Annotated in this window: 7 protein-coding genes; 5 read left to right on the top strand and 2 right to left on the bottom strand. The window is 32.7% G+C overall.

The genetic code is table 11. From position 1 onward, the window contains the following. Positions 1-960, top strand: a 960-nt coding sequence (locus tag B0A78_RS14385; RefSeq protein WP_169859066.1) for a hypothetical protein, incomplete at its 5' end; no start/stop codon positions are given. Positions 961-1,231: 271 nt separating this feature from the next. Here B0A78_RS14385 and fbp read toward each other — a convergent pair. Then, positions 1,232-2,239: a class 1 fructose-bisphosphatase gene (gene fbp, locus B0A78_RS01785; RefSeq protein ID WP_014164984.1), complete on the bottom strand. Its 1,008-nt coding sequence runs from the start codon at positions 2,237-2,239 to the stop codon at positions 1,232-1,234. A gap of 301 nt (positions 2,240-2,540) precedes the next feature. Here fbp and B0A78_RS01780 point away from each other — a divergent pair, with 301 nt between their 5' ends. The 4 genes from B0A78_RS01780 to B0A78_RS01765 all read left to right on the top strand — a co-directional run bounded on the left by B0A78_RS01780 (position 2,541) and on the right by B0A78_RS01765 (position 8,892). Then, the gene (locus B0A78_RS01780; protein ID WP_014164983.1) at positions 2,541-3,365 is read left to right on the top strand and encodes a M48 family metalloprotease; all 825 of its coding nucleotides are present in this window, start codon (positions 2,541-2,543) and stop codon (positions 3,363-3,365) included. Further along, positions 3,365-3,847, top strand: coding sequence for a GNAT family N-acetyltransferase (locus B0A78_RS01775; RefSeq protein ID WP_014164982.1), 483 nt, complete (start codon positions 3,365-3,367; stop codon positions 3,845-3,847). The genes B0A78_RS01780 and B0A78_RS01775 overlap by 1 nt, the downstream gene beginning before the upstream one ends. 54 nt (positions 3,848-3,901) lie before the next feature. Beyond that, positions 3,902-5,155 carry an aspartate kinase gene (locus B0A78_RS01770; protein WP_014164981.1) on the top strand — a complete coding sequence of 418 codons (1,254 nt, stop codon included), beginning with the start codon at positions 3,902-3,904 and terminating at the stop codon, positions 5,153-5,155. A 332-nt stretch (positions 5,156-5,487) separates the two neighbouring features. Then, positions 5,488-8,892, top strand: coding sequence for a hypothetical protein (locus B0A78_RS01765; protein WP_014164980.1), 3,405 nt, complete (start codon positions 5,488-5,490; stop codon positions 8,890-8,892). Positions 8,893-9,625: 733 nt separating this feature from the next. Here B0A78_RS01765 and B0A78_RS01760 read toward each other — a convergent pair. Next, a complete protein-coding gene (locus tag B0A78_RS01760; RefSeq protein ID WP_065212980.1) occupies positions 9,626-13,651 on the bottom strand; it encodes a LamG-like jellyroll fold domain-containing protein in 4,026 nt (1,341 codons plus the stop codon). Between the last annotated feature and the right edge of the window lie 24 nt (positions 13,652-13,675).

Raw genomic sequence — 13,675 nt, 5'->3', positions numbered from 1 at the left:
TCAAACGTAGAAATAAAAAATCCATCCCCCACAGAAAATAAAAAACCATCACAACCCACGGCAATTAAAAAAGCCAAAGGTTCTCCGGCAGAGCACAAACCAAGGAGTAAAAAAGAAGAGAAAGGAGTATTTAGAAGCATTTCAGAAACCTTAGACGAAATATGGGATTGGGCAGAAACCCAAGGAACCGCTCAAAGAGACAAACCCCACACCATTGAAATCCCCGAAGGAAAAAGCCCCGCTGTTATAGGAAAAACGAAGGTGGAGAAGACTTCAGTAGAAACTATTATTGATGTTTACTTTGCCAAAGAAGAATTTACAAAAGAAACAACTGAAAAAACAGGAACCCATCAATATAAATTTCAAAACGAGAACAAAAATATTGATAAAGATAAAATTGCTACAATCATCAAGAAAAAAGTAGATGAAGCAATAAGAAAAGATAAAAAATATTCAAAACTAGACGATATAAAAGCTGCTTTAACTAAAACTACTTATGCTAAAAATGAAGTAATATCTTTTGACGTATATAAGCTAGGTTCTAATTTGGTTAAAATAAACAATGCTCCACTTGAAGAAGAAATATATATAGTAGCAAAAACCGTATTGCTAGAAGGAAAAGAAGTAAACATTAAAATAAAAGAAAAAGAAGAAATTTTAATAGCTAAAGCTGCCGATTTACCCGTTCAAGAAGCGAAAAAAGATGGTGCCGAATTAACCACATTAAAAGCTACAGTAGAAAAAGGAGAAGCTAAAATAAAAATCAAACTTCGCCCAAAATCTGATGAAGATTTAAAAAAGTGGAAAGAAAAACTGGCTGGAATAAAAGATGGACAACATACTTATACTTTTGGAGGTAAAAATGATATTAGTACCGATGCCAAGAAAAAAACGGTTGCAGGAATAATTATTAAAAAAATAAAAGACGAATTAGCTAAAAATAAAAACGGCTCAGATTAATTTTCTGGGGATTAAGCAAAAAGTATCTCCTTCCTAAAAAAGAAAAATGGATCAAGAACCTTTTCTTTCTATAAAAATATTCCCAAATAGTATCTAACTTTTGGGGGGCAGTGCAAAAAACGCGCAATCGTGTCGTTTAACCTCGTTCTGCTTCTTATATCTAGTCGGCCTTCGAAAGGAGAAACCATATAATGTTAATGTAGCTTCTCCTATCACTGAAAGTGAGTAACTAGAATATTGAACACACTTTTTCTAAACAGCCTCTTTCTTGTTATTGATTTGCTTTCATAAATTCTTCTGCCTTATTCACCATATTATAACTTCCGCAAAAGAAAGGAACTCTTTGATGTAGTTCTGTAGGTTGAATCTCCATGATTCTCTTATAGCCATCAGAGGCCTTTCCGCCAGCTTGTTCTGTTATAAATGCCATAGGGTTGCATTCGTATAGTAGTCTTAGTTTTCCTTTGGGAGCTTTAGAGCTAGGAGGATACATATAAATGCCTCCTTTGATCATGTTTCTATGAAAATCAGCAACTAAACTGCCAATGTAGCGAGAAGTATAAGGGCGATCGCCCTCTTCTTTTTGACAGTATTTTAAATAGTCTTTTACACCTTGAGGGAAGTGAACATAATTCCCTTCGTTAATAGAATATATCTTTCCATCTTTTGAGAATTGCATATTAGGATGCGAAAGATAAAAAGTACCTATTGCAGGGTTTAATGTAAAGCCATTTACACCATTTCCTGTGGTGTATACAAGCATAGTAGAGGTTCCGTAAATAACATATCCAGCAGCTACTTGGTTTGTGCCAGGTTGTAAGAAGTCTTCTAGCTGAACAGGACTGCCTACTGGCGTAATTCTTCTGTATACAGAAAAAATAGTTCCAACAGATACATTTACGTCTATATTAGAAGAGCCATCAAGTGGATCCATTAAGACAACATATTTGTTATTATGACTATTGTCAGCTCCTGAAATAGTAATGAAATCATCGTTTTCTTCACTGGCAATACCACAAACAATTTCTCTGTTGATTAAGGTTTGGATAAAAACTTCGTTAGCGTATACATCTAGTTTTTGTTGGTCTTCTCCTTGTATATTCGTTTCTCCTGCTGCTCCTACAATGTCTACAAGTCCAGCTTGTGTTACTTTATGATTAACAACTTTAGCTGCTAGGCGTATTGAGTTGATAATTCTGGATAATTCACCTGAAGAATATTGAAAATCATTTTGTTTTTCTATTATAAATTCGCCAAGGGTTCTGTTGCGTTCTTCCATAATTTTTATGCAGTTAGTAATGCAAAGATGAGATTTATTTTTTTAAAAATAAAGTAACAGGAAGTCTGTAAGTTGTAATGTTTGAATAAAATAGGTTTAAAATATACATTAGGTTGGTGTATACAGAATAACGATTAGATTCTTTTTTTAATGTTTAATCAAAAATTGTGTATTCTAGATATGTGTTTTGTTTTAAAAATTGTAGAAAACTTTTATTCTGTGAAGTTGTTTAAAATAAATTATACTTCTCTTATCTTTGTTCATGTCCGTATTTGTGGTAACTAAATAAAAATAAAACAAGATGAAAAAAATACAATTAGCAGTAGGTTTATTGGCTTTCGTGCCTTTTACAATGAATGCACAAATTAATTTAGGTGAAAAAGCGTTAGGTGCTTTACAAAAAGGGGTCGCAAGTTTTACCTTTTCTGATGAGGATGCAGCTCAATTATCTAAGGCTTCTGTTGAGAAAATGGATAAAGAAAACCCTATTGCGGGTCCTAAAGATCCTTATACATTAAGATTAAATAAGCTTTTTGGTAAACATAAAACAGAAAGTGGTGTAACGCTTAATTTTAAAGTTTATAAAGTGAAAGAAGTAAATGCTTTTGCTTGTGCTGATGGGAGTGTTCGTGTTTTTCAAGGATTATTAGATGTTATGGATGATAATGAAGTACTTGCGGTTATAGGCCATGAAATAGGCCATGTTGTAAATCATGACACAAGAGATGCTATCCGTGCAGCTTATCAGAAAGAAGCTTTGGTAGATGCTGTAGGATCGCAAGTAAAAGGAGTTGCAGCGGTTAGCGAAAGTGCTTTAGGAAAAATAGGAAGTGCAATTGTAGACAGTCGTCATAGTCAAAAGCAAGAATCAGAAGCGGATATGTTTTCGTATGATTTTATGAAAAAACACGGATATAATGTTAATGCTGTTGAATCGGCTTTTACGGTATTAGCGGGCTTAAGTCAAGGTGCCGATTCAGGTTTTATGTCAAGGATTTTAAGCTCACATCCAGATCCTAAAGATCGTGCAGCAAAAGCGAAACAAAGAGCAGAATCAGAAGGGATCTATAAACCGTATACTCGTCAGTTAAAAAAGACATCTACACCTGCTAAGAAGAAAAAATAATGAAAGATTTTACGATTCGTAGAGGTACGTCTCATGATATGGCACAAGTGCTATTGCTTATAAAGGAATTGGCCCTGTTTGAAAAAGAACCAGAAGCGGTAGTAATAACTGAAGATGACTTGATTCGAGATGGTTTTGGGGCAAATCCCTTGTTTCATACTTTTTTAGCCGAAACAGATGGGGTAATAGTAGGTGTAGCACTTTATTATTATCGTTATTCTACTTGGAAAGGAAAAACAATTCATTTAGAAGATCTAATTGTTACACAAAATATGCGAGGAACTGGCATAGGTATAGCCTTGTATAAAGAAATTATGAAACAAGGGGCCTTAGACGGTGTTAGACGTATTGAGTGGAATGTTTTAGACTGGAATACCAATGCCATTAAATTTTATGAAAACTCAGGAGCAAAAGTATTAGATGACTGGCGTGTTGTTCAAATGAATGAAAAAGGATTAGAAGAATTTTTAAATAACAAATAATCAAAGTCAAGATTCAAAAAAATAAATAGGTTGAGTTTTGAGAAAAAATGTGATATGAAAATATTCAAGTTTGGTGGTGCCTCTGTTAAAGATGCAGCGGGCATAAAAAATGTGTTTGATGTACTTCAAAAAGTGGGGTACGAAGAGGTTCTACTTGTAGTGTCAGCTATGGGGAAGACAACCAATGCCTTAGAAGAAGTTATAAAGAATTATTTTGAAAAATCACCTCAGCTAAATGCCTCAATTCAAGAAGTTAAAAAATATCATAATCAAATTGTGTTAGATTTATTTGATGATGAAAACCATGAAGTTTTTTATGATATTAATGAACATTTTGCTGATTTTGAATATTTTTTGAGAAGTAATAAATCGCCAAATTATAGTTTCGTTTATGATCAAATTGTAAGTTTTGGTGAGATTATTTCCACTACCATTGTGTCGCATTATATGAATTTTAGAAACATTCAATCACAGTGGATAGATGTACGTAATTATATCAAAACAGACGCTAATTATCGAGATGCAAATGTTGACTGGGAAAAAACACAAAAAGCCATTTCTAAAATAGCTAAAAAGAAACAATTATTTGTTACGCAAGGTTTTTTAGGATCTGATGAAAACGGTTTTACAACTACTTTAGGTCGTGAAGGATCGGATTATACAGCTGCTATCTTTGCCTATTGTTTAAATGCAGAAAGTGTTACCATTTGGAAAGATGTTCCTGGAGTAATGAATGCCGATCCTCGTTATTTTGAAAATACAAATTTATTAAATCAAATTTCTTACAGAGAAGCCATTGAATTAGCGTTTTATGGAGCGAGTGTCATTCATCCTAAAACTTTACAACCGCTACAACGAAAAGAAATTCCTTTGTATGTTAAATCCTTTATTAATCCATTATTGGCAGGAACCAGCGTAGCAAAAGGACAAGATCTAGAGCCTAAAATGCCTTGTTTTATAGTGAAAAAAGATCAAATTTTACTTTCGTTATCCTCAATAGATTTTTCTTTTATAATGGAAGAAAATATTAGTGAAATTTTTGCATTGCTTCATAAATACAAACTCAAAGTAAGTCTAATTCAAAATTCCGCTATTAGTTTTTCAGTTTGTGTAGAAGATAAATACAATCATTTTCAGGAAATAGTAAAAGTCCTTTCTAAAAAATTTAAAGTAACATATAACGAAAATGTTTCCTTGTATACTGTAAGACATTTTGATCAAAATGCTATAAACGCTGTAGAAAAGGATAAAACGGTTTTGGTTAGACAGATGAGTCGAGAAACGTTACAAGTAGTTACTAAAGAGTAATAAATTCTAATATAATAGTCTTTTTTAATACAAAGAAGGAATAGGTATAATACAAAAAGAGATTTTTCAAAAGAAGGTGTCCTAAAAAGGAGCAATCTTGTTATTTCGATCAAAGGACGTAAATAGTCGAAATTACATAGTACTGATAATGCAACTTCTCCCGTAGAAATAACAAGTACAAGGTGCAGTTGCCACTTAAACAATAAGTACAGTTAAATTAAATTATAAATGCTATGTGATTGGCTCGAATAACGAAGCCAATCACATATAGCTTTTTGTGCTACAGTATTTCAATAATTGCAATATCTTTGACCTATCCGAGTTAATAGAATATGTTGCAAAGTCAAATTCGTTTTCTTATCTGTATGTTATGCTTTCCTATTGTATTGAAAGCCCAAGAAACATTGTATCAACATAAAAAAATACCCGTTACAAAAGATTTAATTGATATAGACAGCACCAGTATCAATCCTTCGTATTTTGCTTTATATGATAAAAATAAAATAAAAATTGATTCAACGTTGTATCGAGTTGATTTTGTGAAAGCAACAATAAAATTAGATTCTACCCTTAAAAAAACAGATACTATTCATGTTCATTATTTAAAATACCCGAGTTTTCTTACGAAAAGTTATTCTTTCTATGATGTTAATAGATTAGTGTCTTCTACAAATTCTGGAAATATTTATAAAACAGAAAACCGTTCCGTAAATGTATTTAAGCCTTTTGATGGGTTGGAAACATCTGGGAGTATTACACGCGGACTGAGTATAGGTAATAACCAAAATGCAGCAGTTAATTCTAATTTAGACTTGCAAGTAATAGGTAAGTTATCAGATAAAGTAAGTATTAGGGCTTCCTTACAAGACAATAATATTCCGTTGCAAAACGGTGGCTATTCTCAACGATTAGACGAATTTGATCAAGTTTTTGTTGAATTGTTTTCAGACCGATGGTCGGTTCGTGGAGGAGATTTGTTTTTAGAAAATCGTAAATCTCGCTTTTTAAATTTTAATAAAAAGGTACAAGGTGTTTTAGCGCGAGTTAATTTAGGAACATCTCCTGTTAGTACAGAAATAATGCTTTCGGGTGCAGTTGTGCGAGGGCAGTATGCAAAAAGTAATTTTACAGGGCAAGAAGGAAATCAAGGACCTTATAAACTTCGGGGGCCCAATGATGAATTATATGTATTGGTTATTTCAGGGTCTGAACGAGTATATGTAAACGGTAATTTGTTGGAAAGAGGAGAAAATAATCAGTACGTAATAGATTATAATGCGGGTGAACTGACTTTTACCTCTTTGTTTCCGGTCAATTCAGAAATGAGAATTGTGGTAGAATATCAGTTTTCTGAAAGAAGTTTTAACCGTTTTGTTACTTACGGTGGAACTACTCATCAAGAGGATAAATGGCATTTAGATGGATTTGTTTATTCTGAAAATGATGCTAAAAATCAGCCTCTTCAACAAAGTTTATCTTCGGATCAAATTAAGATTTTATCAGAAGCAGGAGATAATCCTGCATTACTGAATGCTCCTTCTGCCGTTATAGAACCTTATACTGATAAGAAAATTTTGTATAAAAAGACAATCATAGGGACTGCTGTTGTATATGTGTATTCTAACGACCCAAAAGAAGAGTTATATCAAGTTAAGTTTTCTTTAGTAGGCAAAAATAAAGGAAATTATATTGTAAAGTCAACAGTTGCTAATGGACGAATTTATGAATATGTACCAGCCCTAGCAGGGATAAAACAAGGAGAATATGATCCTATTATTAGATTAATAGCTCCTTCAAAATTACAAATAGCAACGTTATTAGGAGGGTATAAACCCTCAGATAAAACAACGGTAGATTTTGAATTAGCGGTAAGTAATAATGATTTGAATTTGTATTCTGATTTAGACGATGAAAATAATAAAGGTGCAGCAGGAAAATTTAATATCCGTCAAAAAATACTGTCAAAAAAATATTGGGGACTTACCTTATTAAATGATTTACAGTTTATTCAAAAAGAATACAGGCCTATAGAACGTTTATTTGCTATTGAATTTGATCGCGATTGGAATCTAAAAGAACCAATAGGGAATCAATTGTATATCTCTTCTGGCTTACTATTAGATTGGTCAAAGAGTACAAAAGGGAAATACCAATTTGAAAATTTAAATTTTTCGGAAAGCTTTAGCGGTAATAGACATCTTTTTTCAGGGATTCACCAATCTACTAAATGGTTTATAAAACAACAAGGAAGTCTGATGAATAGTGAAAGTAAAGAGATGAAGTCTCAATTTTTTAGAAACGAGTTTCATTTGAAATATAAATTTCATAAAAATTGGGTGGGAGTTAATCAGCGATTAGAGGAGAATCAAGAGAGGGTAAAATCAACTTTTAGGTTAACTAATTTAAGTCAACGTTTTACGGAATGGGGAACGTTTATAGGGAGAGGCGATTCAACGAAGGTCTATGCTGAAACAGGTCTATCCTATAGGTTAAATGACTCTTTGCAGGCAGCTACTTTAAAACGAGTAAATCGTTCTATTTCCTATTATCTAAATTCTAAACTAATCCAGAATAATCAAGCCGACTTATCCGTTTTTGTTAATTATCGCCAATTATTATTTGAAGGGAACCAAAAAAAGGAATCATCATTAAATTCCAGAGTACTTTATAACCAGCGTCTGTTCAATGGGTTTGTTCAATACGGATTGAGTTATGAAACTCTTTCAGGGAGTATCCCACAACAAGAGTTTAATTTTATAGAAGTAGAGCCTACAAAAGGAATTTATGCTTGGAACGATTATAATAAAAATGGGATTCAAGAACTTCAAGAGTTTGAAATAGCACAATTTCCAGATCAAGCAAAGTATATAAAGGTTTTTTTACCAAATCAAAATTTTGTCAAAACACATCAAAACAAGTTTTCACAATCAGTTACACTAAACCCTTTTCTTTGGGTAGATAAAAAAGGATATCGGAAAATCATATCCTATTTTTATAATCAAACCAGTTTTTTAATTGATAAAAAAATTAAAAAAGAAGGTGAACGATTTGATCTTAATCCTTTTATAAATTCAAAAGATCAATTGTTAGGGCTGACTTCCAGTATAAGAAACAGCTTTTTTTATAATAGAGGAAAACAAAACCATTCCGTTGTGTACAATTTTATTATTAACGAAGTAAAAAGTTTACTCGTAGCAGACGAATTAACAAATACAGCTACGAGTCACCAATTATCGTATACTCATTTGTTAAAAAAGTATTGGTTATTTACTCTTAACGGAAGTATTTCTCAAAACAACGTGTATTCTGTTAGTTATTTGAGTAAGAATTTTCAGCTTAGGGAAAATCAGTTAGAAGCGAGAGTCGGGTATTTATTTTCAAAAAACACTACTGTAGATCTGTTTTATGAATTTCAGAAAAAAAGGAATGAAACAGGAGCACTCGAAAAGTTATTTCAAAACCGTTTAGGGATTTCTTTTAATGTAGTAACTTCAAAAGAATTTGTGCTAAATGGGGAGTTTGCTTATATTAATAATAGTTTTGAAGGAAATTCTTTTTCACCAGTAAGTTTTCAGATGTTAGAAGGATTACAGGTTAATAAGAACATGACTTGGCGTATGCTGCTCCAGAAAAAACTTACAGAATATTTAGATGTCAATTTTAACTATCAAGGAAGAAAAAGTGAAACTTCAGAAACCATACATACTGGTAATGTTCAATTGCGGGCTTTCTTTTAACCATTAGCCTTTGCAATGAAGACGAAAAGGGCAAAGAAGATAAAAATGCGGGGAAGTTTTTTTGTATAGTCATCGTTTTGTTACATTGAGGACAAAAAAGGGAGTGCTTTTTTAGATTCAAAGTCATTGTTTATTTATAATAAATTTCTAACGCGTAATTTGGATTCAATGAAATTTTAGGTTAATGGTAACGATGTTAATATTAGTTTTGAACATTGGGGCTTTATAGGAACATAATAATAAATTTTATTTAAGGAATGTAAGCAAAGGGGATGTTTAAAAAGAACCCTATTTTATAGCTGCTAAGGATTGGTTATCTTCAGAGCACGAACCATAGAGTCCTTGATGCACAAAACCAATTGCGTTTCTTCACTATGTGAATTATGAATTTAAAATATGAGTATAAGAAGATACTACCTCTTTTTTATAACGGATATTGTCTTTTTTTGGGTGCATGCGTCTGCCTAGAAAAAAAGCTATAAAGCGAAACAGTAATGTTCTTATTTCGTTAGGATAAAACATACTTTGTTCCTGTAAGGGAATTTCTGTTTTAGTTGAAATGCTTTGTTGTAACTTCTTTTACACAGCGAAGTTTGAACTCATAATCATACTTGACTTTTCTTTCCATAAAAATACCCCCAAATAGTATCTAACTTTTTGGGGGCAGTGCAAAACTAGGACAACCTTTAGGTCACAAATAAAAATGTTGTTTTTGTAGAACCTTATTTATATATTAATTAATGATTAACTTATTATTGTAAAGTTTGTCACTTGTTTCAATTCTATAAAAATAGACGCCTTTTTTTATAGAACTATCTAAGTTAATTCTATTGTCATTAATATGTTTTCTTAACACTAATTTACCATTAAGATCATAAAGCGTAAATGTTAGGTCTGAGTTAATACCTTCAATTATTAACTGTTCACCTACTACTGTTGGATTAGGATAAACTGTTAGGCTTTTTTGAAGATTTGATTGGTTTGTCTCTAAAAAAGAAGCAGAGTCTCCTACATACAATTGGTTAGACTGATTTATAGAAGTTCCAGGAAAAATGATAGTTTGTCCGCTTACACTTGTAGCTATTGCGTTTTGTGTCCACCCTGATTGTAAGTGTCCGTTGCTACTTCTTTTGAAAAGGAGAAGATTAGACGGGTTTGACGTAAAAGGATTAGTAAGTGTTAAATTTATAGAGGAAAGTCCTGAGAATGATGTACTAGTGCCATAATTATCTAAAATCCAGTATGAATTTCCAATAAATTTAGAGGCAGGAGCTTCATTAGGGAGAACATTTAATTGAGATACAACGACTTTTCCATTAGGTACTTGTCCTGTAAAGTTAAGGGTTGTACTTACCGAATTAAAATTATAAATGCCAGCTGTATTTATTGTTAGGAGTTGACTAGTACCAGTGGCTACTGGAGCAGTAGATGTAGGAAATGCTATAGAACTAGAAATAGTTAAATTGTTTGAATTAACTTTATCATAAATTAATCCATTATTTATGGTATTATTAAATTGGTAATAAGCAATTAAGTTAGGATCCGTTATGTTTTGTTTAATCAAATGTCTGCTCAAATAGATTTCGTCATCAGTCAATGCTCTATTCCAAAAAGTAAATTCTTCCATTTGTCCTTTAAAAGTTCGGTCGTTTCTACCATAATCTTTTCCTAAGATTATTTTGTTTAAAATGATACCGCTAAAATTACCCGCTAGAGACCAACTTTTATCGTTTAAAAAAAGTGTTATTTTAGTAGGTGTAATTCTAAAAGCTACAAAACTCCATTGATCAGCAGGAGCATATAATCCTGTAGAATAATTATAATATCCATCTTTAAAATGAAATCCTATTTCATTATTAGCACTTCTAAAGTTTAGTAATGTTTTTTGTTTGTCTCCAAAACAAGCAATTCCAGCCCAAGATACTTGTGTTCCATTTGGTTTTATCCAGCCGCTAAAAGTTAAATCAGTTGTAGTATTGTAATTCATTTCGTTAGAAAAAACAGATTCTGTACTTGTGGTCATTTCTAAAACCTGTTTTGAAGCACTTTCTATAGCACAAGAAGAGGGTAAAACTTCTATCATATTTTGTACTGTTTTAGTACTGGTGCGTCCATCGGCATCGGTTACGGTTAGGGTAACATTGTAGAGTCCTGGAGTAGAGTATGTTACTAAAGGATTTCGAACAGTGGTAGACGAAACTGTATTTGCCCCTGGAAAACTCCAATCCCATTTAGCGGCAGTATGATTTAATACTGAATAATCATCAAATTGAATGACTGTTCTACTACATTCAACGGATTGGCTAGCTACCATGGGTTGTGCAACAGGCAAACTTTTTTCAAAAAGAGGAGATTTCCAAAAACCGCGTCTAGAGCTAATTCTTAGTTCGCCATTTTTGTAAAAAGGCTTTATTCCTATTAGACGCAAACCTAATGGTAATCCTTTGTCGTATAATTCCCAATCTGTCATATTAGAATTTCTATAGTATATTTTGCTTGCACCAGCCACCCCATAATACACTCCATCGTTGGTTCCTAATTGAGGAGCTATAGAATAGCAACCTAAATTTTGAATTGTAGGAGTAGTTAGGTTGATCCAAGTGTTTCCTAAATCTACAGATTTGAAAGCTTTTCCAGTTCCACCACCAAATCCTATGAAGAGTGTATTGTTTTCATTCATGCTAAAATACAAACGAGCATCTGTGTTAGGAAGACTTATTTGTGTCCAGTTTTTTCCACCATCTAAGGTTTTCCATAGTTTAGCTGTAGAACTTCTGTTAACTACAAAAATAATATTAGGATCTAATCTTGACACTTCTACGGAATATGTTTTATCCGTACTAATATCTCCAAATTCTTTAAGTAGTGTAAATGAAGTACCTCCGTCTACGCTTTTCCAAAGTTTGTTTTCCTTGGTTAGATACAGATGATTATAATATCTAGGGTCATAGGTTATTTGTCCCCTTATATCAGGGTAAACAGATTCATTAGGAAATAAGCCTAATCCGTTAGTTGATTGTGCAGGAGTTGCAAAATCCTTAGAAATTTTATAGGCTGAAATGTCTGAGTGATAAACTTTTAAATTATCCCCTAAGGCAACATAACCTGTTGAAGATTCTCCACCACCTAATGAAATAAATTTTCCATCACCATAATTAGCATGATAGACCGCATTTCCGTTATGATAACGACCTGCAGTTACGACATCTTCATTCCATCCTTGACCAAATCCCCAGTTATCCGAAGAAACGATTCCTTTGTTTAATCCTTTTAGGATATCTAAATTACCATTATATAAATCTACCCCTCCATCTGTGGCTACAAATACATCATTTCCATTTATTAAAATATCTTGATGATCGGGATGACGATAGTAAGAAGTACAATTATCGCAAGCATATCCTCCCCATCGAGTATATGTTTTTCCTCCGTTTTCACTTTTAAAAAGGTTAAGCATACCCATTAAAAACTTATTAGGATCTGTATCGGATACATCTATAGCTAAATTGTAAAAACCTTGGTCGTAAGAGCCTCCGTTAGTTCCAAAACTAGAAAAACACCAATGGTCAGCGCTATAAGGACCTCCTGGGTTGTTGTTAGGTACACCGTCATTGTTTTGGTCATAAGGCAAAGACCAACTTTCCCCTGCGTTATCACTTCTATATACGCCTATAAAATTCACGTCTGTTGTGTAGTTCTCTACATTCCCTAGCATTGCTACGTATATTCTGTCTCCATCTGCATTTGTAAGCCCCATTCGAGCTCCACCTATAGTGCTTGTTGGTGTAGGTATAAACCATCCCTGACTTTTTAGAGAAAAAGTATTTCCACCATCAGTAGATTTGTAAAACTCAGTTAATTTTAATGTATTGTTTGATTTTAATAAGAAAAGCGTACTAGGATCATTAGTCTTAAATTTTACATCCCAACAGGTTTCGGTAAAAACTTGTGTCCAAGTTGTTCCTCCATTTGTTGATTTGTACAAACCTTTATTTCCCGCAGCAAAAACCAATTGGTTGTTTTGTGGACTAATGGCAAATTGATAAATACCTAAACCATTGGCATTAAGAACAGAACTCCATGAATTACCTCCATCAGTTGATCGGTATATCCTTGAACTAGAGGCTACAAAAACATTGTTTTCGTTCGTAGGATCAATTTCTACACATGATGTGTCATCGTTAAAATAATCTCCACCGACTAAAAACCAATTTTCTCCTTTATCGTTGCTTTTAAATGTACCGCTTGTTTCTGTAACACAAAATAAAACATTAGGATTTGAAACAGATTGTGCAACAGAATATACATTTGCCTGATGTGACTCGGTTCTAGTTCCGCCATTATTATAGGTGTTTATTGGGCCTATAGGTGTCCAATTGGCAGAATTGATACTCTTTTTATTCTGTTTTATTCTTTCTTTAGCATTTTCCATCATATTATCTCTAGCTATAATATTACCCTTATCGTCTATCCAATTATTTGTATGAACGTAATTGGTAAAATGCTTATAATTTTGCGTGTGTACGGTTTTTATAAAATCGTGTTTTTGATAGTATAGATCGTATTCTTTTTCTATCTCATAAATGTTAGGTGTTTCTCCATACATAAGATGTATCCATTTAGGATCGTCTTTTTGTATGGGGGTTAAAGATCTGAATAAATGAGGGAACTTAGGTTTGGGCTCGTAAAAATCACTATTTTGGGAGTAGCTTAAATTAGCTAAAATGAAAAATAGGATTAAATGTAATTTTTGTTTCATAGTTTTTGTGAATCTGAATAGATT

Source organism: Flavobacterium columnare NBRC 100251 = ATCC 23463 (genome assembly GCF_002530675.1).
GTDB lineage: Bacteria > Bacteroidota > Bacteroidia > Flavobacteriales > Flavobacteriaceae > Flavobacterium > Flavobacterium columnare.
This window is presented reverse-complemented; position numbering and strand designations above follow the sequence as displayed.

What these genes read in the sequence shown, in the direction of transcription:
- fbp (WP_014164984.1), bottom strand. Translation starts at nt 2,239, where the DNA reads ATGGAAGAACGCAACAGAACCCTTGGCGAATTTATAATAGAAAAACAA.
- B0A78_RS01765 (WP_014164980.1), top strand. Translation starts at nt 5,488, where the DNA reads ATGTTGCAAAGTCAAATTCGTTTTCTTATCTGTATGTTATGCTTTCCT.
- B0A78_RS01770 (WP_014164981.1), top strand. Translation starts at nt 3,902, where the DNA reads ATGAAAATATTCAAGTTTGGTGGTGCCTCTGTTAAAGATGCAGCGGGC.
- B0A78_RS01775 (WP_014164982.1), top strand. Translation starts at nt 3,365, where the DNA reads ATGAAAGATTTTACGATTCGTAGAGGTACGTCTCATGATATGGCACAA.
- B0A78_RS01760 (WP_065212980.1), bottom strand. Translation starts at nt 13,651, where the DNA reads ATGAAACAAAAATTACATTTAATCCTATTTTTCATTTTAGCTAATTTA.
- B0A78_RS01780 (WP_014164983.1), top strand. Translation starts at nt 2,541, where the DNA reads ATGAAAAAAATACAATTAGCAGTAGGTTTATTGGCTTTCGTGCCTTTT.